Source organism: Micromonospora sp. URMC 105, assembly GCF_051386295.1.
In the GTDB taxonomy this organism is placed as follows: Bacteria; Actinomycetota; Actinomycetes; order Mycobacteriales; family Micromonosporaceae; genus Micromonospora.
Genome location: NZ_JBPQTL010000002.1, coordinates 163,176 through 187,429 on the forward strand (window position 1 = coordinate 163,176; position 24,254 = coordinate 187,429).

General features: G+C 72.4%; 10 protein-coding genes. 7 read left to right on the forward strand and 3 right to left on the reverse strand.

Features of this window, described 5'->3' with window-relative positions; all coding sequences use genetic code 11:
• Window positions 1-188: 188 nt before the first annotated feature.
• The 3 genes from ACSNN7_RS01300 to ACSNN7_RS01310 form a co-directional block, all read right to left on the reverse strand.
• Entirely contained in the window at window positions 189-1,574 is a 1,386-nt protein-coding gene (locus tag ACSNN7_RS01300) for a flavin monoamine oxidase family protein (protein WP_436678624.1), read from the reverse strand.
• 114 nt (window positions 1,575-1,688) lie between these two features.
• Window positions 1,689-2,867, reverse strand: a complete 1,179-nt coding sequence (locus ACSNN7_RS01305) for an acyl-CoA dehydrogenase family protein (RefSeq protein WP_436678625.1) — start codon at window positions 2,865-2,867, stop codon at window positions 1,689-1,691.
• Window positions 2,868-2,932: 65 nt separating this feature from the next.
• Window positions 2,933-6,220: a BTAD domain-containing putative transcriptional regulator gene (locus tag ACSNN7_RS01310; protein ID WP_436678626.1), complete on the reverse strand. Its 3,288-nt coding sequence runs from the start codon at window positions 6,218-6,220 to the stop codon at window positions 2,933-2,935.
• Between the two features lie 168 nt (window positions 6,221-6,388).
• Here ACSNN7_RS01310 and ACSNN7_RS01315 point away from each other — a divergent pair, with 168 nt between their 5' ends.
• The 7 genes from ACSNN7_RS01315 to ACSNN7_RS01345 all read left to right on the forward strand — a co-directional run.
• The gene (locus ACSNN7_RS01315) at window positions 6,389-8,029 is read left to right on the forward strand and encodes an MFS transporter (protein ID WP_436678627.1); all 1,641 of its coding nucleotides are present in this window, start codon (window positions 6,389-6,391) and stop codon (window positions 8,027-8,029) included.
• Window positions 8,026-8,490 carry a winged helix-turn-helix transcriptional regulator gene (locus ACSNN7_RS01320; protein WP_436678628.1) on the forward strand — a complete coding sequence of 155 codons (465 nt, stop codon included), beginning with the start codon at window positions 8,026-8,028 and terminating at the stop codon, window positions 8,488-8,490. Before ACSNN7_RS01315 ends, ACSNN7_RS01320 begins: the two co-directional genes overlap by 4 nt.
• A gap of 196 nt (window positions 8,491-8,686) precedes the next feature.
• Window positions 8,687-9,448: an SDR family oxidoreductase gene (locus ACSNN7_RS01325; RefSeq protein WP_436678629.1), complete on the forward strand. Its 762-nt coding sequence runs from the start codon at window positions 8,687-8,689 to the stop codon at window positions 9,446-9,448.
• Between the two features lie 89 nt (window positions 9,449-9,537).
• On the forward strand, window positions 9,538-11,112 hold the full coding sequence (locus ACSNN7_RS01330) for a GMC family oxidoreductase (RefSeq protein WP_436678630.1): 1,575 nt from the start codon (window positions 9,538-9,540) through the stop codon (window positions 11,110-11,112).
• A gap of 954 nt (window positions 11,113-12,066) precedes the next feature.
• Window positions 12,067-14,403, forward strand: a complete 2,337-nt coding sequence (locus tag ACSNN7_RS01335) for a BTAD domain-containing putative transcriptional regulator (protein WP_436678631.1) — start codon at window positions 12,067-12,069, stop codon at window positions 14,401-14,403.
• 632 nt (window positions 14,404-15,035) lie between these two features.
• The gene (locus ACSNN7_RS01340; protein ID WP_436678632.1) at window positions 15,036-15,512 is read left to right on the forward strand and encodes a flavin reductase family protein; all 477 of its coding nucleotides are present in this window, start codon (window positions 15,036-15,038) and stop codon (window positions 15,510-15,512) included.
• A 184-nt stretch (window positions 15,513-15,696) separates the two neighbouring features.
• The coding region (locus ACSNN7_RS01345; protein ID WP_436678633.1) for an SDR family NAD(P)-dependent oxidoreductase at window positions 15,697-24,254 on the forward strand (8,558 nt) is incomplete at its 3' end.

Here is a 24,254-nt window from a genome sequence, read left to right on the forward strand (position 1 = left end):
ACGAACCCACCACGACCTCCATCAAGAGCGACGACCGGAAACAGCACCTAGCGTCGCAACCACCGGTAACCGGTCGCCCATCAGCGCTCGCTCCACTTCGGACGGATACGGAGAACCGGTCGTTACCGGCCGCAGGATGCACCGGTGGGCGGCCCGGAGCCCGGACCGCCCACCGCCCCTCGACTGGCTCAACGGCGCATCTCGAGCACCTGCCGCGCGGCGCGCAGCCCGGACTCGATCGCCCCGTCGACGAAGCCGTTCCACGCCGTCGCCGTGTCGCCGCTGGCGAACGCGAGCCGCCCGTACGGCTGCTGGATCGCGGGGAGCTGCGCCAGCAGCTGGTTCGGGCGGCGCAACGCCCACGCCCCGCGGGCATACCGGTCGCGGCCCCAGTCCTGCGACCGCAGGTCGCACACCTCGATGCCGGGGACCATCTGGCGCAGCACGGCCTGGATCTGGGCGCGGTTGGTGAAGTCCAGGGAACGGTCCTCGCTGAACCCGATGATGAGTTGGTGGCCGTCACCGAGATCCGTGTGCGTGAACAGCGAGGAGACGGGGAAGCCCTCCGCGGCCTGAGCGGAGATGCGGCCCCGATCGGTGCGGGCGTGCACCCAGAACTTGATGCTGTCGGGCACCCCCACGCCCTGCAGGCTGGCGTCGGTGTGCACCTTGGGCAGGCCCGGGCTGAACTGGATCGTGCGCCAGACGTTGACGGGCACCGCCACGACGACGGCCGGTGCCGTCAACGTCCCCCGCGGGGTGTTGACGTACACGCGGCGGCCGTTGACCGTCACACCCCGTACGGGGGTGTTCAGCATCAGCTCGCCGTCGGTGTCGTCGAGCATCGCCTGCAGCAGACCGCCCATGCCGACGGCGGGGCTGAAGCCCAGCAGGCCGTACCAGCCGTCGATGTCTCCGCCGCCGAGGCGCCACCACTGGGCCAGCGCGGTGAGCCCTCCCACCGCGCTCGAACCACCGGAGTAGGACGCCGTGGTCCCGTTGATCCAGCTCTCGTCCGCCGGGGCCAGCGCGAGTTGGTCGAGGCGGTCCCGCAGCGACAGGTGGTCCACGCCGCGGATCAGGTCGGCGCGGTAGAGCGGATCGGTCGGCCGCTCCAGGTAGGTCTCCGAGCCGGCGAAGAGGCGGCCGAACAGCTCGGCCTGCCGGGTGTACACCTCGGCCGGGTCAACCTCGGCGAGCCCGTCGGCGGAGGGGAACATGACGGTCTCGGCAGCCGGATCTGTCACCGTGGCAATGCCGTAGCGTTGCAGTTCCCGGTGGAAGAGCTCCTGCCGGTCGGAGATCCATTGGCAGCCGAGTTCGATGCGCCGGCCGAGGAATGTGTCTGTCCAGGTGCGTCCGCCGATGCGGTCGCGGGCCTCGACCAGCAGCGGTCGCAGGCCGTTGGCGGACAGCTCCCGGGCGGCGGTGACTCCGGCGAAGCCGGCGCCGATGACGATGACGTCGGCTTCGGAGGTGCGGGGACGGGCCCCCGCTGCGGCAGCCGGGTAGAGCCCGGCCGACGTGGCCAGGGCGCTGAGACCGGTGGCCTTGAGCAGGGACCTGCGGTCCATTGTCATGATGCTCCTTCGGGATGGATGTGCGGAGGGGAACGCACGGCACACGACACGGCTGCGGAGTCCCACCGCAGGGGCGGGACTCCGCAGCCGCTTGTGACCGGGCGCGACTCAGAGCAGCGGGGTGTCCGGATCCAGACCCAGCAGGACCCGCCCGTGCACCTCGAGGTTGGTCGACAGCAGCAGCAGCCCGTGCAGGGACAGGCCCTGGATGTCGCGGTGGAACCGCTGCATGGGAACGTCGCGCTGGATGACGGTGGCGCCGCTGGCGGAGTAGAGGATCTCCACCGCCTCCTTGGCCAGCTGGATGGCGTAGGCGGCCTGCCCCCGGACGGTGGCCTTCTCCTCCGCCGTGGGCTGTTCGCCGGCATCGGCGCGGGCCTGCAACACGCTCAGCCAGCCGGCCTGCAGCCCCTCGGCCGCGGCGATCTTGTTGGCGGCGGTGGCGACCTGGATCTGGGTCAGGGGGTGCTGCGACTGGTCGGTCCAGGAGGTGTAGGTGATACCCCGGCCCTTCACCCGCTGCAGGAACAGCTCCAGCGCGCCCTTGGCGATCCCGATGTACGTGGCGACCGCAGCGGCGGTGACGTAGGTGAACAGCCCGTACCGGCGGCCCGGTGTCTCCGGCGCGGTGCGCCCCGCCGTGGTGTTGAGCACGGCATCCTCGTAGGAGACGACCCGGTGGGCGGGCACGAACACCGAACTGGCCGTGGAGGTGCAGCTGCCGGTGCCGGCGACGGCGGAGGTGTCCCAGTCGTCGGCGATGGTGAACTCCGACATCGGCACGATCGCGACGACCTCGTCGCTGGAGCCGTCGGGCAGTTCCCGGATCGCCGAGGCGATGTTCCAGTCGGCGCCGCGGCATCCGGAGTTGAACCGCCAGCTCCCGTCGAGCAGGTAGCCGCCGTCGGTCGCGGTGACCGTGCCGGTCGGAGTGAACCCGCCGGAGATCTTCACCGCTCCGGAGGCGAAGATCTCGGACTGGGCCTGGTCCGGATAGAGGGTGGCCAGCCAGGCGCTGGACATCCACACCATCGACACCCAGCCGGTGGACGGGCAGCCCCGCCCGATCTCGGTCAGCACGGCCACCTGGTCGGCCAGCGCGACGTCCAGGCCGCCGAAGCGACGGGGCACGGCGAGCCGGAACACGCCGGCCTTGTCGAGCAGGTCGATGTTCTCGTCCGGGATCCAGCGCCGCTCTTCGGCCTCCCGGCCGTTGTCCCGAAGCCTCGGCACGATGTCGCGTACGGCGTCCATCACCGCGGTGAACTCGGTGTCCGTCGTCGCCATTCCGCCTCCCCTACGCTGTCGGCGCCGTCAGCCGGCGCGCCGAGCCGAACGTATCGGTGGGGATGTCAGCGGCTGGGAATCGCGCGGTAAGCCGGCGGTAACGACGATCGGTCGACGACCAGTGCCCGCGCCTCCTCAGGGCTCAGGCTGCGGCCGTGGGTGAACGCGGTGGCGCGCTCCTGTGCGGTGAGCGCGGCGCTGATGGCGATCTCGATCCGGTCCACGTCGCCGCTCTCGGCCGGCGGCAGCGGCACACCGGTCGATTCGCGGGCGGCACTGGCCGCGCCGAGCAACTGCGCCGCCCGCTCGTACCGACCGGCGAGGGCCTCGGCGCCGGCGAGCCCCTCCAGAGCCAGGGCCAGGGCCCGCGGGTCCCCGACGTGCCGGGCGGCGGCGAACCCGGCCAGGTGCAGCTCGCGCGCGGCGTCGGCGTCACCGCGCTGTTCGGCGACGAAACCCAGCTCGGCCAGGATGAGGGTGTTGCCCGGCTCGAAGTCGACCTGCCGGTTCCACTCCAGCACGGTACGCAGCTGCTCCTCGGCGAGATCGAGTTTGCCGGCGCGGCGGGCGCCCAGCGCAAGACCGATGCGCGCGTATATCTCACCCGGTTTGAAGCTCTGGTCGGTCGACAGCCGCAACGCCCGCTCGTGCAGCTCCTCCGCCCGATCCAGCGCTCCGGTCAACAGCGAGATGCGACCCAGCCCGGACAGCCGGTCCGAGGCCTCCGTCCACAGGCCGAGATCCTCGGCGATGGCCAGGCCGTCGCGGTGCAGGCGCGCCGCCCGGTCGTAGTCGCCGGTGATCTCGGCCAGGGCTGCCAGCGGATACACGGTCTGGAGCTGTCCCCACCGGTCACCGAGTTCACCGAAGAGTTCGGCGCTGCGGGCACCGTCGCGACGCAGGGCGGCCAGGTCGCCGCGGGCCAATGCCTGCTTGACGCGTTCGCTGAGGGTGGCGGCCACCCCCCACCGGTCCCCGCTGGCCTGGAACCCGGCGAGGGCCTGATTGATCAGGTCCTCGCTGGTGACCAGATCACCGGTGACGTAGAGGGCGAGACCGAGGAACCAGCGGGCGCGGGCCAGGCCGTGCGGGTCGTCGACGCCGTCGTAGGCATCCAAGGCCGCGAGGCTGTGCCCGGCCCGGTCGGCCACCTCGCCCGCGAGCAGGGTGATGCCGGCACGCCAGGTGAGGGCGCGGGCGCGGTCGGCGGTGGGCGCCGGCCCGTCGAGGCTCAGCGCACCGGTCAGGGCTCGTCCCGCCTCCTGCAGCCGGCCGCGCAGAAACCAGTACCAGGCCATGCCGTTGGCCAGGCGCAGGGCCCGGTCGGCGGCACCGTCGTGGACCGCCCGGTCGAACGCCCGGCGGATGTTGGTGCTCTCCAGGTCGAGGCGTTCCAGCCACTGTCGTTGGTCGCGTCCGCGCAGGTGGCCGTCGGCCTGCTCGACGAGGTCGATGTAGTACCGCTGGTACCGCTCGTGGACGCGGTCGTCCTCGTCGGCCTGGCGCAGCCGCTCGGCACAGTACGCCGCCACCGACTCCAGCAGTCGGTAACGCACCCCGTCCGGGTTGTCGACCACGACCACCAGGGAGCGGTCCACCAACCGGGCCAGCAGGTCCAGGACGTCCTCGCGTGGTACGGCGGCACCGGCGCAGACGCGTTCGGCAGCGGAGAGCGTGCAGCTGTCGGCGAAGACCGCGAGCCGGCGCAGCAGCGCCCGCTCGGCGCCGGTCAGCAGTCCCCAGCTCCAGTCGATCATCGAGCGGAGCGTCTGCTGCCGCGGTGGAGCGCCCCGATGCCCGGTGGCCAGCAGGCGGAACCGGTCGTCCAGGCGCGCGACGAGTTCGTGCACCCCGAGGGCGCGTACCCGGGTCGCCGCAAGCTCCAGGGCCAGGGGGATACCGTCGAGCCGCTTGCAGAGCACGGCGACGGCGCGCGCGTTGGCGGCGGTGAGGGTGAAGCCCGGCGCCGCTGCGGCAGCCCGGATGATGAACAGCTCGACGGCGCTGGAACGACGCAGGGCCTCGGTGTCCAGCCCGGCGGCGAGGTCCGGCAGCTCCAGCGGGGGTACCTTCCACACCACCTCACCGAGCAGGCCGATCGGTTCCTGACTGGTGGCCAGGATCCGCAGCCGTGGAACGGTGCGGAGCAACGGCTCGACGAGCCGGGCGACGTCGTCGACGATGTGTTCGCAGTTGTCGAGTACCAGCAGGATGTCGCGGGCGTGCAGCGCGCCGGCCAGGCGGGCTCCGACCTCGACGGGCCGGCCGGCCGGGCCGAATCCGCCGGCCCCGTCCTCCCGGATGCTGAGCGCGGCCATCATGGCACCGGCGAGGGCCGCCGTGCCGTCCGACTGCTCGCTGCGGCCGAGGGCCGCCAGCTCGACCAGCCAGGTGCCGTCGGCGAACCGGGGGGTGAGGCGAGTGGCGATCTCCACCGCGAGCCGGGTCTTGCCCACGCCGCCGGAGCCGACCAGGGTGACCAGCCGGTTGGTACCCAGCAGCGCGGTGACCTCCTCGACCGCCGACTCGCGCCCGACCAGCTCGGTGATGGCGGCGGGCAGGTTGGTGCGCACCCGCGTGCTCATCGTTTCGGCGCGGTCGGCCTCCAGGCTGTGGTCCTGGCGCAGGATCGCCTCGTGCAGGCCGGACAGTTCGGGCCCCGGGTCGACGCCGAGCTCGTCGTGCAGGCGCAGGCGCAGGTCGCTGGCGCTGGCCAGGGCCTCGCTCTGCCGACCGGCCCGGTAGAGGGCCCGCATGTGTACCGCGCGCAGCCGCTCCCGCAAGGGGTGACGGGCCACGAGGTCGCCGAGTTCCGCCGCGAGCTGGGTGTGCTCGCCGCGCACGAGCCGCGCCTCGGCGCTCTCCTCGACGGCGGCCAGCCGAAGCTCCTCGAGTCTGCCGACGGCAGCCCGGGCGAACGGGGCGTCGGCAAAGTCGGCCACGGCGGGGCCACGCCACAGTGCCAGCGCCTCGGTGAACAACGCCAGACGTTCGCCCAGCTCCTCGGTGCCCCGGGCCCGGGCGGTCAGGGCGGTGAAGACGCCGACGTCGACGGTCTGCGGATCGACGTCGAGCCGGTAACCGGCGGGTTCGAACACGACGAGGGCGCGGCTGCCGGGTTCGGCCACGTCCAGCGCCCGACGCAGCCGGGACACCTTGGCCTGCAGGGCGCCGGTGGGGTCGTTGGGCGGTCGCTCCTCCCACAGATCCTCCACCAGACGGTCGACCGACACCGGCCGTCCCTCGTGCAGCAGGAGGTCGACGAGCAGGGCACGGACCTTGACGCCCGGGATGCTGACCGGCCGGTGGTCCTCCGTCCACACCCTCAGCGGACCGAGAACCTCGAATCGCATGATGGCAAAGATAACGCGTTGCAACCACCAAGGTCGACACCGGTGATGGCGGGGCGGTCAGCGGACGGTCAGCGGACGGGCACCAGGTGGACAGCGGGCAGGGCCACGATGGCTGCTGGTGCCCGTGCACCTCGGGCGCAACCGCACCCACCGGAAGGGATGGGACAGATGGAGACGAGTTCATTGGCCGAGTCGAGCCGACGTGCCGGACCGCGGGAATGGATCGGTCTGGCCGTGCTCGCCCTGCCCACGATCCTGTTGTCCCTCGACGCCACCGTGCTGTACCTGGCCACCCCGCACCTGGGGGCGGACCTGCGGCCGGACAGCAACCAACTGCTCTGGATCGTCGACATCTACGGCTTCATGATCGCCGGTTTCCTCCTGACCATGGGGTCGCTGGGGGACCGCATGGGTCGGCGCAGACTGCTCATGATCGGTGCCGCCGCCTTCGCCGCAGCCTCCGTCCTGGCGGCGTACGCTCCCACCCCGGAGGTCTTGATCGCGGCCCGGGCGCTGCTGGGCATCGCCGGGGCGACGCTGATGCCGTCCACGCTGGCGCTGATCAGCAACATGTTCCGCGATCCGCAGCAGCGCGGCATGGCGATCGGGCTCTGGGTGGCCTGCTTCTCCGTCGGCATCGCGGTCGGTCCGATCGCCGGTGGCCTGCTGCTCGAGACGTTCTGGTGGGGGTCGGTGTTCCTGCTCGGCGTACCGGTGATGGTGGTGCTGCTGGCGACCGCGCCGGCCCTGCTGCCCGAGTACCGGGACCCGCAGGCGGGCCGGTTGGACCTCGCCAGCGTGCTGCTGTCGCTCGGCGCCGTCCTGCCGGTCGTGTACGCCGTCAAGGAGTTCGCCAAGGAGGGCTTCGGCCTGCTTCCCCTCATCGCGCTGGCGACCGGGATCGTCGTCGCAGTCGTGTTCGCGCAGCGCCAGAACCGGCTGGTCGACCCGCTGCTGGACCTGCGCCTGTTCCGGGAACGGTCCTTCAACGCGGCGCTGGCGATCCTGCTGCTCGGCCTCGGCATCATGGGCGGGGTCTATCTGTTCGTCACCCAGTACCTCCAGCTCGTCGAGGGACTGTCGCCGATGGCGGCCGGCCTGTGGCTGCTGCCGGCGGCGCTGGCCCTGATCGTGGCGTCGTCGGTGACTCCGCTGATCGCCCGGCGTTTCTCCCCCGGGTACGTGGTCGCCGGGGCGCTGGTGCTGTCCGGGCTGGGCTACCTGATGATCAGCCAGGTCGGCACCTCCTCCGGTCTGCCGCTGCTCGTGGCCGGGTTCGTCCTGGTGTACGCAGGCACCAGCCCGACCATGGTGCTCGGCACCGACCTCGTCGTCGGCGCCGCGCCGCCCGAGAAGGCCGGCTCGGCGTCGGCCGTGTCGGAGAGCGCGATGGAGTTCGGCATCGCCTTCGGCGTCGCCGTGCTCGGCGTGGTCGGCACCACGGTCTATCGCAACGAGATGACCGGATCCGCGCCCGCCGACGTGCCGGCGGCGGCGTACGACGCGGCGCGGGAGAGCGTCGTGGCGGCGCAGGGCGAGGCGGCCACGTTGGCCGACGGCGCCGCCTCGGCGCTGCTGCAGCCGGCCCGGGAGGCCTTCGTGGCCGGTATGAGCCTCGTCGGGTGGATCAGCTTCGCGGCTGTCGCCCTGCTGGCGGTGGTCGCGGTGATGATGCTGCGACACGTCCCGCCGACCGGTGCGGACGGTTCCTCGGCGGACGCCTCGGGCGTGCCCGCCGGTGCGACGAACTCCGAGGCTGCGGATGCGCCGGTGGACCGGTCGCACGACGAAGGGCTGGCCCCGGCATGACCCAGGAGCCATACCCGGGTGAGCTGACGGCGGCGCTCAACGTGATCGGCGGCAAGTGGAAGGTACCGATCCTGTGCGAGCTGCGGCGCGCCAGTCGCCGATTCGGTGAACTGCGGCGGCTCATCCCCGGGGTCAGCGAGAAGGTCCTCATCCAGCAGCTTCGCGAGATGGAGGCGGACGGGGTCGTCAGCCGGGAGATCTTCGACGAGGTGCCGCCGCGGGTGGAATACTCACTCACCGCGTACGGGTTGAGCCTCAGCGAGGCACTGCGTCCCCTGGGCGCGTGGGGCGCCGCGCACCAACGTCGGGCCACCTCGACCCCGGAGGTACCGACGGTGGAAGCCCGGCAGCCGCGCCGGCACCGGCTCCCGGTGACGCCGGCGGTCCGGCGTACCCGCCCGGTGCGGCGGCCGGGCACGGACCGCCTCGGGACCGCCGGTCTCGTACCCCGGCTCGCCTGAGCCGGTCCCGTCCCCGTGGGCGGGACGGCCCCCAGGGCACACACCCAGGGGTAAGTGCGCACCTCCAAGTCAGTACTTGATCACTTTTGTCCCCCCACGGGATGCTTCAGGGGGATGCCCCCGCACGACGTCTCGGACGCGTCTTTCGGACCGGCAGTACATCGTCAGTGGTGCTCGGAAGTTAAGGAATGAACTCGTGAACAAGTACGCAGGCAAGAAGGCCGTCATCACCGGCGGGACCATCGGCATGGGCCTGGCCATCGCCCGCGCGCTGCGCGACGGGGGAGCCGAGGTCCTGCTGACCGGACGTAACGAGAAGAACCTGGCCGAGGCTCGGGCCGATCTCGGCGACGGCGTGCACGTGGTGCAGTCGGACACCGCGGTCCTCGCCGACATCGCGGTGCTCGCCGACACCGTCGCCGAGAAGCTGGGTGAGATCGACTACCTCTTCGTCAACGCCGGGATCTCCGAGCTGGCCCCGTTCGACCAGGTGACGGAGGACTCGTACGACCGGCAGTTCGGGGTCAACGCCAAGGGGGCGTTCTTCACCGTGCAGCGGCTGGCGCCGGCCATCCGCCGTGGTGGCGCCGTGGTGTTCACCACCTCGATCGCCAACGTGATGGGCACCCCGAGCATGACGGTCTACTCGGCGACCAAGGCCGCCCTGCGGTCGATGTCGCAGGGTTTCGCCGCCGAGCTGCTTCCCCAGGGCATCCGGGTCAACGCCGTCAGCCCCGGCTTCATCAAGACCCCCACCATGGGTTCGGCGGGCCTGTCGCCGGAGGAACTGGCGGCCTTCGAGAAGGAGGGCAACGAGCTCACCCCGATGGGCCGCATCGGCACCCCGGAGGAGGTCGCCACCGCCGCGCTGTTCCTGGCCGCCGACGCCACCTTCACCACCGGTGTGGAACTCGCCGTGGACGGCGGTCTCGCCCAGGGCATCACCGCCGAGCACTGACCACCGCGCTCCGAATGCCGGCCCCAGCGCTCCATCCCCCCGGGGAGCGCTGGGGCCATCCCACCCGTGACGGCCGCAAGGGAGCGACGATGGACGGACAGACCTTCGACTACGTCATCGTGGGGGCCGGATCCGCCGGCTGTGTCCTCGCCGCCCGGTTGTCCGCCGACCCTTCGGTGCGGGTGGCCCTGGTCGAGGCGGGGCCGGCGGACACCGACCCGGAGATCCGGATTCCGATGTCCGCACTGCGGCTGCTCGGCTCCGACCACGACTGGGGATACAACACCGTCGGGCAGCCGCAGCTCGGCGGGCGGCACATCTACTGGCCGCGTGGCAAGACCCTCGGTGGATCGTCGTCGGTCAACTTCCAGATGTGGGTGCCGGGGCACCGCGCCGACTACGACAGCTGGGTCGGGGCGACCGACGAGCGGTGGAGCTGGGACACGGTCGAGCCGTACTTCCGCCGGGCCGAGCGGTGGTCCGGTGAGCCCGACCAGGGCTCGACCTACGGCACCGAGGGGCCGCTGTGGATCTCCCCACCGCGTGATCCGGACCCCAGCACCTCGCGCTTCCTGGCGGCGTGTGCCGAGTTGGGCCTGCGGAACCTGACCGGCGGCCTGGGCGGCCCGGACCACACCGGCTACGCGGTGACCCCGCTCAACCAACGGGGTGGCGCCCGGTGGAGTGCGGCCGACGGATACCTGCGGCCGGTGGAGGACCGGACGAACCTCACCATCCTGACCGGACGGCTGGTGCACCGGGTCTGCTTCGCCGACGGGCGGGCGGTGGGCATCGAGTACGCCGGTGGTCGCCTGTTCGCCCGGCGCGGGGTGGTCCTCAGCGCCGGTGCGATCGGCTCGCCGCACATCCTGATGTTGTCGGGCATCGGTCCGGCTGCGGATCTGCGCGGGCTGGGCATCACGCCCTACGTCGACCTCGCCGGTGTGGGCGCCAACCTGCACGACCACGTCGCTGTCGACGTGAGCCACCACGCCGCGGGTCCGGTGCGCCTGCTCGAGGCGTACACCGAGGACAACCTGCGCGCCTACCACGAGCATCGGTTGGGGCCGCTGACGTCCAACATGGCCGAGGCGGTCGCCTTCCTGGGCAGCCACGACGGGTGTCCCGCGCCGGACCTGGAGCTCATCTGGGTGCCGATCGCGTTCACCGACGACGGTGACGAGACCGCCGGGCTGACGGTCTCGGTGGTCCTGCTGCAGCCGCAGAGCCGGGGGCGGGTCACACTGGCCGACGCGGACTCCACGAGCCCACCACAGATCGACCCGGCCTACCTCTCCGCCGAGCAGGACGTGACGACGCTGGTCGCGGGTGTGCGCGTCGCCGAGCGGGTGTTCGGCACGGGCGCGCTGCGTGGCCTGGTCGCCGGGCCGATGGCGCCGTGGCAGGGTGAGATGAGCGACGAGGTGCTCGCGGCCACGGTGCGCGAGCGCGCGGCCACGATGTTCCATCCCGTCGGCACCTGCCGGATGGGCCGGTCCGACGACCCGGCCGCGGTGGTCGGCCCCGACCTGAAGGTGCACGGTGTCGAGGGTCTGTACGTGGCAGACGGCTCGGTCGTCCCGCAGATCCCCCGCGGTCACACTCACGCGACCGCCGTCATGATCGGTGAGCGTGCCGCAGACCTGCTCCTGCGCGCATGTTGACCGCCACAGCTGAATCCTGCTCCGGTCCACGGCATCACGGCGTTACCGCACGACCGGGCTCGGCCACGCCGCCCCGCCACGGCTGCAGCGTCCCTTCCGACTGATGCGGCCGGCTGCTGCCGCCCGTCGCGCCGTCCCGCCGGACCGGTCCGCGCCGGATGTCGCCGCCATGGCGCTGCGATCTGCCGGTGCGGGCGGCGAGCCATCCGCTCAGTGGTGTCGGTTCCGTGGCGACACCCGCGGGAAAGCCGCGGCCGCCGGGCTGAGACGCTTCGCAGCCCCCGTCCGTCGGTGCCCCTCGCACCGGCGAAGGCCGTCCGCCGCTCCGGCACGGCACGGGGGCCGTCGGGACGGGTGGGCCTCGGATACGGGTCGCCGGCCCGAGGCGATGCTGACAGCAGCCGGCCGGGCTGAACGCGGTGTGGTGGGAACCAGGGGCTTCCGTCCGACCTGACCCGGGATTCGGCGATCCGGCCCTGCTTCGGCCTTCACCGTGGACGCACGCTCGTGCAGCCGACCGCCGCCACCTGCACTCTCACCTCAGGGTAATCACTTACCGTCATGTAAGTAGTTGATTGTGTCGTGGCCGTGAGGCAGGCTTGCGTTGTAGCTGATCGAGGGAGGTTGATCGCACGGGTTGTTGCAACGACGTGCCGGCGGCTGTGCAATCCGACAGCTGCCAGCCAATGCCCTCAAGGCGGCGCGCTGCGGAAGGCGGCGCGCCGTAGTTCGGGCACCAATCAGCCGACCGGAGCCCGCCCTACCGGACGACCTTCTGAAAATATCGGGTCGATCGCCTGAGTCCCCGATTGTCGCCCGGTCCGTGCGGCGGGTGCGGTGCGATTCCTGAAGCCAGGACATGCGACATGAACGGCAGTACACGTGTGCCTGACCGTGACGGTTGGCACCATCGAAGTCGGGGGGGCGACGGTGCATTTTCGAATGCTGGGTCCAATGGAGGCTTTCCGTGACGGACGGTCCGTTGGTCTGGGCGGCATAAAGCAACGCGCCACATTGGGATTTCTGCTGCTTCAACCGAACAGGGTCGTTCCCACCAGTCAGTTGTTGAAGGCGCTGTGGGCATGGGAGGAGGCCCCTGCGTCCGCTCGCAAGATACTCCAGAACGCGGTGTGGGGACTGCGGGGAATACTCTCTCCCGAGGGTGGGAGCGAGGAACAGGCGGCGCTCCTGACCCAGGCCCCTGGTTACATGCTCCGTGTCGACGCCGAGCGGATTGACGTACACCGTTTCCATCAGCTTTCCGCGAAGGGGCGGGCCGAGCTGTCCGCCGGCCGCCCGGACGTGGCGGCCGAGCTGCTTCGCGAGGCGCTGGCGCTGTGGCGGGGGCCGGCCCTGGCCGATCTCGTCGAGGGCGGCATCGTCTGGTCGGAGGTCGTCGCCCTGCAGAACGCGCGACTGGTGGCGCTCGAGGAGTTCTTCGAGGCGGAACTGGCCTGCGGCCGTCATCATGCCGTGCTGGGCGAACTGGAGACGGCGGTCGCGGGGGAGCCGCTGCGGGAACGTTTCTGCAGCCAGCTCATGCTGGCCCTCTACCGGTGCGGCCGGCAGGCGGACGCGTTGAACCTCTACGCCCGTACTCGCACGGCGTTGGTGGACGGCCTCGGGCTGGAGCCGGGCCACAACCTTCGTGCCCTGCAACACGCCATCCTCACCCACGATCCGATGCTGACCGTGGTGGGATCACCCGGCGACTCCCTGACCGCGGCAGCCGGGCTGGACCGGCCGACGCGTCAGGCGTCGCCGCCGTCGGACGCGCAGGGCGACCCGGGATCCGCGGACCCGACAGGGGAGCAGGACGAAGTCCCTCAGCTGATGCCGCCGACGCGCAAGCGCACGTCCTGGGGGCGAGTCGGGCGGGGGCCGGTGAGCATCGTCATGGCTCGGATCCGACTGGCGGGTGAGCCCGCAACCGCCGAGCAGGCGCGGTTGGACGAGGCCCTGGAACGGGCTACGACAATCCTCCGCGAGGTGGTCGGGTCCTTCGGTGGAGTGGTCGCCGCCTCGTTGGGATCCGTCTCGCTCGTCCTGTTCGACGGCTCGGACGGACGGCGGCGCACCGCTGACGACGCGGTCTCGGCGGCGATGACGATCCGCGAGCGGCTCGGCACCGGTGTGGGTCAGGGTGTCGGCGCCGTGGCCGGCCATCTGGCGGTGGTCACCGGTGAGGCTCTGGTCCGGTACCCGGGGGAGAGCGGCGCCGCTCCCACCGTCAACGGCGCCTTGGTGGACGAGTGTCACAGGATGTTGTCCCACGTGCCCGACGGCAGCATCCACGTCTGCGACGAGACGCGCAGGCTGACCGAGGACGTCGTCGCATACACCGCGGTGCACGGCGGCGGCGTCGGTTGGCGGGTCGAGGGGATCCACCAGAAGCACATCGGTTACCACACCGCGCCGATCGTGGACCGGGAGTGGGAACTCGACCTTCTCCGTGGCCTGCTGGAACGGGTGCGGCACCGATCCGTGCCGCACCTGGTGACGGTGCTGGGCGAGCCGGGATCGGGCAAGAGCCGGTTCGTCATGGAGTTCGAGTGCCGAATGGCGGTCTCACCGCAGAGCGTGTTGTTCCTGTCCGGCGCGGCGCCCGCCACGGCGGATCGGAGGGAGGCCACCGACCGTCTGATGGCACAGATCATCGCCGCGCAGTGCGAGATCCTGGCCGATGACTGCGAGGGCGTTGCGGAAGCCAAGCTCGTCGACCTGATCGAGCGTCTGGTGGAACCGCAGCACGCAGAGTCCGTCCTGGCCGGGATCGCTCCGCTGCTACGGCCGGGGCGGACCGGTGCGGTGGATCGCCGAAGCGCGCTCGACAGCTGGCGGCGGCTGCTGGAGGCCGGCGCCTCGGAGCGGCCGGTCGTGGTGGTCCTGGACGATGTGCACCGCGTCGACGACGACCTGCTGGACTTCATCGAGGACCTGCCCAGGTGGGCCTCGTCGGCGCCGCTCCTGGTGGTGGCGACGGCCCGGCCCGCGCTGCTGGAGAGGCGGCCGGCCTGGGGCGGCGGTCAGCGCCACGCGGCGACGATCACGCTCGATCCCCTCTCCGAACTGGCCATCAACCGTCTTCTGGACTTCCTCGCGGTGGGGGCCAAGGTCCAGGGCCAGCCGGCCGGCCGGTTCAGCACCCTGCTGGGGGCCCTTCCCGACGACCGGCGGGTGCACCCGCTGTCGATGCGTGGGATCGCCGCCAGGTCCCTCGGTCTTCGCGGGAGCAACGAGAGCGTCTGGACCATCGAGCGCGAACAGTGGCACGGGGTGAGAGCGTCGTAGCAGGGCCCGTCAGGATGACGGGTCCGCCCTGTCCGCCGCGAGGCGTGCCGTCGACCGCCTGCGCGGGAGCGCAGGAGGCGGCGGTGGTTGCCCACGCGGTGACCCGTGCGGCTCCGCCCGCCGCCACGGCGACTTTGATCCGTCCGGGCGGTCGTCAGCCGCAGCAGGTAATTGCGCCCGGCCCGCAGCTTGCGGGCGGGGCGCTTCCGCTTGCGACAAAACTGCGTCCCCGGCCGGGCGGCCCTGTTCGTCGATTGCCACCACCGGATCACGTGGCGAGGGTCGCGGAAAGGAGCGGGTAATCGGCCGCTAACTGATCATGCTGTTCCGGCCTTCTCCGATGGTTACGTCGGAATGGGGGTGCGACGGCCACGGTGGACTAGCGTCGAAGCGGCCAGGGTAAATGGGCGCTCCCGGCACAGATTCGCAGCCGCCACAACTACGCCTACTGCCCATTGCCGGGCTGAGACGCCTGGCGTCCGGTGCCCGCGCGCAGTTACCGCCGTGCCGCTTACCCAGAGCGAGACCTGAGTGGACGAGAGGACGCGATGTCATTTTCCGGGAAATCGGGTGATGTCCTTGTCGGGCAGGATTCGCCGCCGCCGGAGCTGCCGGACGCGACTCCTGCCGCGATGCGCGACGTGATGGCGCAGTTCGCCACCGGAGTCGTCCTGCTCACCGTGGGAGGTGAGCACGTGCACGGTATGACGGCCAACGCCTTCACCTCGGTGTCGCTGCGACCGCCTCAGGTGTTGTGCTGCGTCGCGCACACCGCGGTGATGCACGCCGCCATCACGGCCGCGGGCCTGTTCGGCGTCTCGGTGATGGGTGCCGGTCAGGTCGAACTGGCCCGCTACTTCGCCGACAAGAGCAGACCGCTGGGCGCCGCGCAGTTCGAAGGGCTGCACTGGCGCGCCGGTGAACACACGGGAGCTCCACTGCTGGCCGGCGCGCTGGCCTGGCTCGAGTGCGAAATCGTCCATTCCTACGACAGCGGCGACCACTCGATCTTCGTCGGGTCCGTCCTGGCCGCCGGCCGTGGCCCGGACCGCCCGGGACTGCTGTTCTTCGACGGCGGATTCCAGTCCGCGCTGCGGCGCGACGGGTAGCGAGCCGTCGCACGGCGCGCACCGGAAGCGCCTCGGCGGCACCTCCGACGTGCCGAATCCCGCAGATCCAGCTGAACGCTCAGTGCTCATGCACGAACCGATCCGCCCGTCGGTGCCCCGACTACGGCGGATCCAGCCACCACCGACGAGCCGAGGGGCCGAGCCAGAAAGGCGATCGAACGCGATGACGAGTCAGTACGGTGCTACGCCCTCAGAGGTACGCCACGGTTTCGACGGGGCGATCGCGGTCGTCGGGATGTCCTGCCGGCTGCCGAAGGCACCGGACCTCGATGCGTTCTGGGAACTTCTGCACCACGGCGTCGACGCCGTCACCCCGATGCCGCCACACCGCTGGGAATCGGCCTCCGCCGCGACACCCGACGCTCTGTTCGGTCCCGCCTCCGGCGCCCGTCACGGCGGCTTCCTCGACGAGGTCGACACCTTCGACGCGGCGTTCTTCGGCATCTCCCCCCGCGAAGCCGTCACCATGGACCCGCAGCAGCGCCTCGTGCTGGAGCTGACCTGGGAGGCGCTGGAGAACGCCGGCATCGCCCCGGAGCTGCTGCGTGGCACCCCCACCTCCGTCTTCGTGGGTAACCTGCGTGACGACTACGCCACCCTGCTCTACCAACGCGGCGAGCGGGCCATCACCCAGCACACCGCCGTCGGCGTGCACCGAGGCATCATCGCCAACCGGGTGTCCTACGCCCTCGGCCTGCAGGGCGCCAGCCTGACCGTCGACAGCGCACAGTCCTCCTCGCTGGTGGCGGCGCACCTGGCCTGCGAGGCGCTGCGCTCCGGGCAGTCCACGGCCGCCATCGTCGCCGGGGTCAACCTCAACATCCTCGCCGAGGGCGCCCTCGGCGCCGAGCGCTTCGGCGGGCTGTCACCGTCGGGCCGGTGCTTCACCTTCGACGCCCGCGCCGACGGCTACGTCCGGGGCGAGGGCGGCGCCGTGGTCGTACTCAAGTCCCTCGAACGGGCCGTCGCCGACGGCGACCGCATCCACGGGGTGATCCTGGGCAGCGCGGTCAACAACGACGGCACCACCGCCGGGCTGACCCAGCCCAGCCAGAGCGCCCAGGAACAGGTCCTGCGGCAGGCGTACCGGCGGGCCGGGGTCGACCCGGCGGACGTGCAGTATGTCGAACTGCACGGCACCGGAACCCCGGTGGGTGACCCCATCGAGGCCGCCGCGCTCGGTGCCGTCGTCGGCTCCGCCCGCCGCGCCGGCCCGCTCCCGGTCGGCTCGGTGAAGACCAACGTCGGCCACCTCGAAGGGGCAGCCGGCCTGGTCGGCCTGGTGAAGGTTCTGCTGGCCATCGGGCGGCGTCAGCTTCCCCCGAGCATCAACTTCGACACCCCCAACCCCCAGATCCCGCTGCAGCAGCTCAACCTCGGCGTGCAGCGGGAGCTGACCCCGTGGCCGCAGCCGGACCAGCCCCTGCTCGCCGGAGTCAGTTCCTTCGGCATGGGCGGAACCAACTGCCACGTCGTGCTGGCCGAGAGCCCGGTCACCGGCCATCGACGGCACGCCCCGGAGCAGACGCAGGAGCGCGCGGCGGCGCTGGAGGTGGTGCCCTGGGTGCTCTCCGCCCGAAACGCCGCCGCGCTGCGTGACCAGGCCCGCCGCCTCTCCGCCCGGGTCCGGGCGGATCCGGCGGCCACCCCCGCCGACATCGGCTGGTCGTTGCTGCACCGGTCGCTCTTCACCAACCGGGCGGTGGTCACCGGCCGGGACCACGGCAGCCTGCTTGCCGCCCTCGACGCCCTCGCCGACGGCCGACCCGCCGCAGGCTCGGTGACCGGCACCGTCGCCCCGTCGTCCGGCCGGACCGCCTTCCTGTTCACCGGGCAGGGAGCCCAGCGGGCCGGCATGGGACGGGAACTGCACCAGGCGTACCCGGTCTTCGCCGACGCCCTGGACGAGGTGTGCCGGTTGGCCGATCCGCTGCTCGACCGGAGCCTGCGTCCGGTGCTGTTCGCCGAGCCGGGCTCGGCGGAGGCCGCGCTGCTCGACCGTACCGACTACACCCAGATCGCCACCTTCGCGATCGAGGTCGCGATGGTCCGGCTCCTCGACTCCTGGGGTGTCCGGCCCGACGTGGTGGCCGGCCATTCCATCGGTGAGATCGCCGCGGCCCACGTGGCGGGCGTCTACAGCCTGCCCGACGCGGTCCGGCTGGTGGTCGCCCGGGGGGCGTTGATGGCGGCCCTACCGGCCGGCGGTGCGATGGCCGCGGTGCAGGCGACGGAGGGCGACGTCGCGGGTCTGCTGGAACTGGGCGGAGACTCCGTCGCCCTGGCGGCGGTCAACTCGCCGACGTCGGTGGTGGTCTCCGGCGACGAGGCCGGGGTCGGCGCTGTGGTCGCCGCCTGCGAGTCACGGGGGTGGAAGGTCCGCCGCCTGGCCGTCTCCCACGCCTTCCACTCGCCCCTGATGGAGCCGATGCTCGCCCGGTTCGCCGAGGTGGTGACGGACCTGCGGCGCAATCCACCGACGCTGCCGATCGTCTCCACCGTCACGGGCACCCTCGTCGAGGACGCCCGCTGGGTGTCACCGGACTACTGGGTCGAGCAGGTACGCCGCCCGGTGCGGTTCGCCGACGCGGTGCACACGCTCACGGCGCGGGAGGTGTCCACCTGTGTCGAGGTGGGTCCCGCAGGGGTGCTGACGGGCCTGGTGGGGGAGACCGTCGCGGGCAAGGCGCCGGTACGGGCGACGGCCACCCTACGGGCGGGCCGGCCCGAGGTCGAGTCGGTGCTGTCGGCGCTCGCGTCGGTCTTCGTGCAGGGTGTGCCGGTCGACTGGAGAGCCCTGTACGCCGGCAGCGGTGGGCGCCACGTCGACCTGCCCACGTACCCCTTTCAGCGAGACCGCTACTGGCTTCCCGGTGCCGCGCCCGTCGAGGCCGCCCGGCCCACGCCGTCCGCCGGGACCACGCCGGCCACCCCGGCCACCCCAGACGCCGCCACGGGACGGCCCGACCCGCACCATCCTGGAGATGTCACGGGGTACGCCGGGGCGGCGGCTCAGGACGGCAACGCGCCCCCCGGTGGCGAGTTCGCCGCGCGCCTGGCCGACCAGCCCGCCGCGGAGCGCGCCCGCCTGGTCGCGGATCTGGTGTCAGAGCACGTCGCCGCGGTGCTGGAGTACCCACCGGACCGGCCGGTGGAGGTCGGGCTGCCGTTCCGGGAACTCGGCTTCGACTCGCTGATGCTCGTGGAGCTGCGCGAACGGGTGAGCAGCGCCACCGGACTGTCGCTGCCCAGCGGGCTGCTGTTCGACCATCCGACGCCGTCGGCCCTCGCCGACCACCTGCACCGACGCATCGAGGGCAGCTCCGCGGCCGACGCCGTGGCAGCACCGGCGTCCGGTGGGCTCACCGACGAGCCGATCGCCATCATCGGCATGGCCTGCCGCTACCCCGGCGGGGTGACCGACCCCGAGCAGCTGTGGCGGCTGGTCGCCGAGGGCGTCGACGCCGTCACCACCTTCCCCACCGACCGGGGCTGGCCGGAGGACCTGTACGACAGTGACCCGGGCCGCTCAGGCCACAGCTACGTACGCCACGGGGGTTTCCTGCCCGACGCCGGCCGGTTCGATGCCGGCTTCTTCGGCATCTCCCCGCGCGAGGCGTTGGGCATGGATCCACAGCAACGGCTGCTGCTGGAGACCGCCTGGGAGGCGGTGGAGCGGGCCGGGCTGCGGCCCGGCTCCCTGGCCGGCACCCGTACCGGCGTCTTCGTCGGTGCCACCGGGCTCGACTACGGCCCCCGGATGCACGACGCGTCCGAGGCCGTCGAAGGCCACCTGCTGACCGGCGGCGCGCCCAGCGTCATGTCCGGCCGGATCGCCTACCAGTTGGGCCTGATCGGCCCGGCCCTGACGGTGGACACCGCGTGCTCGTCCTCGCTGGTGGCCCTGCACCTGGCCGCCCGGTCCCTGCGGCAGGGCGAGACCACGTTGGCCATCGCCGGCGGGGTGACGGTGATGGCCACCCCCGGGATGTTCCTCGAGTTCTCCCGGCAACGCGGTCTGGCCCCGGACGGGCGCTGCAAGTCCTTCGCCGCGACGGCGGACGGGACCGGCTGGTCGGAGGGGGTGGGGCTGCTGGTGCTGGAGCGGCTGTCCGACGCCCGACGCAACGGTCACCGCGTCCTGGCGGTCCTGCGGGGCTCCGCGATCAACCAGGACGGCGCCTCCAACGGGCTCACCGCCCCCAACGGCCTGTCACAGCAGCGGGTGATCCGCCAGGCGCTGGCCGACGCCCGGGTCGCACCCTCGGAGGTGGACGTCGTCGAGGCCCACGGCACCGGCACCACGCTGGGAGACCCGGTAGAGGCCGAGGCGATCATCGCCACGTACGGCAGCGACCGGGCGGGCGCCGGGCCGGTCCTGCTCGGCTCGCTCAAGTCCAACATCGGCCACACCCAGGCCGCCGCCGGGGTCGGCGGCGTCATCAAGATGGTGCAGGCGATGCGGTACGGGCTGGTGCCCCGTACCCTGCACGCCGACCAGCCCTCCCCACGCGTGGACTGGTCGGCGGAGACGGTGTCGCTGGTCACCGAGGCGGTGCCGTGGCCGGCTCGGGACCGGCCCCGCCGCGCCGCGGTGTCCTCCTTCGGCATCAGCGGCACCAACGCCCACGTCATCCTCGAGCAGGCGACCGAGGCCCGGGTGGACGGCGACGGCCAGCCGGTCGATGCTGCCACCGGCCTGTCGGCCGGCCCGCAAGAGCCCGCGCCGGCACCGGTTCCCTGGGTGCTCTCCGCCCGAGACGAGCCAGCTCTCCAGGCGCAGGCCGGCCGGCTGCGGGAGCTGCTCGTCGATCGGCCCGGACTGCGTCCGGCCGACGTGGGGCGGTCACTGGCCACCACCCGCGACCTTTTCGACCGCCGCGCCGTCGTCCTCGGTAGGCGTAGCGCCGACTTCCTGGCCGGGCTGGAGGCGGTCGCACAGGGAACCGAGACCCCGCACGTCGTGCGCGGCGACGCCGGCCGGACCGGCCGTACCGCCCTGCTCTTCACCGGCCAGGGTGCGCAACGTCCGGGCATGGGGCGGGAACTCGCCGAGGCCTTCCCAGCGTTCGCCGCCGCACTGGACGACGTCGTGGCCGCGCTCGACCCGCACCTGGACCGCCCGCTGCGCGACCTGCTGTTCGCAGCCGACGGCTCGCCGGAGGCGGCCCTGCTCAACGAGACCCGCTACACCCAGCCGGCGCTGTTCGCCATCGAGGTGGCGCTGTTCCGTCTGGTCGAGCGGTACGCGCTGACACCGGACCTGGTCGCCGGCCATTCGGTCGGCGAGCTGTCCGCGGTGCATGTGGCCGGTGCGCTCTCCCTGCCCGACGCCGCCGCACTGGTCGCCGCGCGGGGCCGCCTGATGCAGGCGGCACCCGCAGGCGGCGCGATGATCGCGATCCAGGCCACCGAGGCCGAGATCGCCGAGTCCCTGGCCGGGTTCGGCGACCGGGTCGCCATCGCCGCGGTCAACGGCCCCTCGTCGGTGGTCGTCTCCGGCGACGAGGACGCCGCCGAGCAGGTCGCCGCCGGCTGGCGGGACCGGGGACGCCGGACCCGCCGCCTCTCGGTGAGCCATGCCTTCCACTCCTCGCACATGGACCCGGTGCTCCACGAGTTCCGGCAGATCGCCGCCGGGCTGACCGTCCGGCCGCCGACCGTACCCGTGGTGTCGACCCTGACCGGCGCGCCGGTCAACGCCGAGGTCCTGGCCTCCGCCGACCACTGGGTGCGCCAGCTGCGGGGCACCGTACGGTTCCACGACGCCGTCCTCGCGCTTCGCGAGCAGGGCAGCACCGTCCTGGTCGAGCTGGGCCCCGACACGGTCCTCACCGCCATGGCCCGCGAGTCGCTCGGCGACGACCCGGCGACGGTGATCGGCCTGCAGCGGGCCGGCCGGCCGGAGGTCGACACGTTCGTCACCGGGCTGGCGCAGGCTCACGCCGCCGGCGCGGCGGTCGACGTCGCCGCGTTCTTCCCCGACGCCACGGTGGTGGATCTGCCCACCTACCCGTTCCAGCGCGAGCACTACTGGCTGGCGCCGCAGCCCCGCACCGACGCTCGCGGCCTCGGTCTCGATCCCGCCAGCCATCCGCTGCTCAGCACCGCCGTCGAGCTGGCCGACGGTGACGACGTCGTGCTCACCAGCCGGCTGTCCCCGCGCACCCACCCCTGGCTCGCCGACCACACCATCGAGGGCGAGGTGCTGCTCCCGGCGACGGCGATGCTCGAACTCGCGCTCGCCGCCGGCGACCGGGTCGGCCATCCGCGGGTGGAGGATCTGACGCTGGAGACGCCACTGGTCCTGCCGGACGACGCGGCGGTGCGCCTGCAGGTCCGCGTCGGGGCTGCCGACGCGGACGGCGGCCGCCCCTTCGCCCTGCACTCGCGTCCCGACACCGGGGAGCACCCGCAGCCGTGGACCCGGCACGCCTCAGGGGTCCTGACGGCGGTCGCCGACCCGCTCGGGCCGGCGCCGGAGTCCTCGCAGTGGCCACCGCCCGGTGCCGAACCCGTGCCGCTCACCGACGCCTACCCGCGGCTGGCCGCATCGGGCTACGACTACGGCCCCGCGTTCCGTTGCCTCACCGCGGCCTGGCGTCTCGACGGTGACCTGCTGGTGCACGTCCGCCTCCCCGAGGAGCACCACGAGGCCGCCGACCACTTCGGCATCCACCCCGCGTTGCTGGACGCCGTGCTGCACCCGCTGGTCCTCGACCTGATGGAGGGCGGCGGGGACGACGAGATCCGGCTGCCCTTCGCCTGGTCGGCCGCCCAGATGCACGCGGTAGGGGCCACCGAACTGAGGGCCAGGCTCACCCCCGTCGCCACCGACGCGGTCTCACTCACCCTGACCGACGGCACCGGGGCGCCGGTGGCCACCATCGGGTCCCTGTCGCTGCGTCCGGTCCGACGCGGGCGAGCCGTCCACCCGGCTGACGCGCGCAACGACCTGTTCACGGTGGACTGGACGCCGATCACCACCCCGACGGCGGACGAGCTGCGGTGGGTTGAGATCGTCGACGACGATCTCAGCGAGGCCGAGCGAGCCGACGTCGCCCTGCTGCACGCGCACACCGCCGTCGGCAACCTCCCCGAGGGCGCGCACGCCGCCGCCCGGCGGGCGCTGGACCTGGTCCAGCGCTGGCTGGCACAGGAGCGAGCCGGCGCCCGTCTGGTGGTCGCCACCTGTGGTGCCGTGGCCGCCGGTCCCGGCGAGGGAGTGCGCGATCTGGCCCACGCCCCGCTCTGGGGCCTGCTGCGGGCGGTCCAGTCCGAGCATCCCGGCCGGCTGGTACTCGTCGATCTGCCGGACGGCGCCGACGCCGAGCTGCTGCCGGCCGTCGTGGCCAGCGGCGAGGCGCAGGTCGCGGTGCGGAACGGACGCCTGTACGTACCACGGCTGGCTCGCCGGCAGCCGGTGGCGGGCGAGACGGAGACCAGCTTCGACCCCGACGGCACGGTGCTGATCACCGGTGGCACCGGCGGTCTCGGCGCGCTGCTGGCCCGGCACCTGGTGAGCCGGCACGGGGCGCGGCACGTGCTGCTGACCAGCCGGCGCGGGCCGGACAGCCCGAATGTCCGGCCCGTCGTGGCCGACCTCGAGGAGCAGGGGGCCCGGGTCACCGTGGCCGCGGTGGACGCCGCAGACCGGGCAGCCCTGGCCCGATTGATCCAGGACATCCCCGCCGAACATCCGCTGACCGCCGTGGTCCACACCGCCGGGGTGCTCGACGACGCGACCGTGCAGGCGCTCACCCCCGAGCAGCTCGGCACGGTGCTGCGACCGAAGGTGGACGCCGCGTGGCACCTGCACGAGCTGACCCGGGACCTGCCGCTCACCGCATTCGTGCTGTTCTCGTCGGTGTCCGGGATCCTCGGCACGGCCGGTCAGGGAAACTACGCCGCCGCCAACACGTTCCTCGACGCGCTGGCCGCCCACCGCGCCGCCGCGGGGCTGCCGGCCACCTCGCTGGCCTGGGGACTGTGGGACGGCAGCCATGGCATGGGCGCCACCCTGTCCCCGGCCGACCTGGCCCGCTGGGCCCGCGGCGGCGTCGTACCGCTGACCCCCGAGCGCGGCCTCGCCCTGTTCGACGCCGCTCTGGCCGACGCCGCACCGCTGCTGGTGCCCGCGACGTTCGACCTGGCCCGGCTGCGGGCCGACGACGACCCGCCGCCGCCACCGCTGCGCGGACTCGTCCGCCGCCGGCCGCGCCGGACGAGCCAGGCCGGCAGCTCGGGCGAAGGGACGGACTGGGCCCGGCAGGTGGAGGCGCTGTCCGCCGAACAGCGGCACAACAGTGTGCTCGCCCTGGTGCGAACGGTGACGGCGGCGGTGCTCGGTCACGCCTCACCCGCCGGCATCGAGACCGACAAGGCCTTCCGCGAAGCGGGTCTGGACTCGTTGGGGGCCGTGGAGCTGCGCAACCGGCTCAACGCCGCGACCGGCCTGCGACTGCCCGCCACCGCCGTGTTCGACCATCCGTCCCCGACGGCCATGGCCACCTACCTGCTCGCCCAGGTCGGTGGCACCGACGAGGCCCAGCGGCGGCCGGCTCGGCTCACCGTCGCCGCCGATGAGCCGGTCGCGATCGTGGGGATGGCGTGTCGGTTCCCGGGTGGGGTGTCGTCGCCGGAGCAGTTGTGGCGGTTGGTGGCTGATGGTGTGGATGCGGTGGGTGGTTTTCCGACGAATCGGGGGTGGGATCTGGAGGG

Coding starts and splice junctions, on each gene's coding strand:
- ACSNN7_RS01300 (WP_436678624.1), bottom strand. CDS start 1,574: ATGGACCGCAGGTCCCTGCTCAAGGCCACCGGTCTCAGCGCCCTGGCC.
- ACSNN7_RS01305 (WP_436678625.1), bottom strand. CDS start 2,867: ATGGCGACGACGGACACCGAGTTCACCGCGGTGATGGACGCCGTACGC.
- ACSNN7_RS01310 (WP_436678626.1), bottom strand. CDS start 6,220: ATGCGATTCGAGGTTCTCGGTCCGCTGAGGGTGTGGACGGAGGACCAC.
- ACSNN7_RS01315 (WP_436678627.1), top strand. CDS start 6,389: ATGGAGACGAGTTCATTGGCCGAGTCGAGCCGACGTGCCGGACCGCGG.
- ACSNN7_RS01320 (WP_436678628.1), top strand. CDS start 8,026: ATGACCCAGGAGCCATACCCGGGTGAGCTGACGGCGGCGCTCAACGTG.
- ACSNN7_RS01330 (WP_436678630.1), top strand. CDS start 9,538: ATGGACGGACAGACCTTCGACTACGTCATCGTGGGGGCCGGATCCGCC.
- ACSNN7_RS01335 (WP_436678631.1), top strand. CDS start 12,067: ATGGAGGCTTTCCGTGACGGACGGTCCGTTGGTCTGGGCGGCATAAAG.
- ACSNN7_RS01340 (WP_436678632.1), top strand. CDS start 15,036: ATGCGCGACGTGATGGCGCAGTTCGCCACCGGAGTCGTCCTGCTCACC.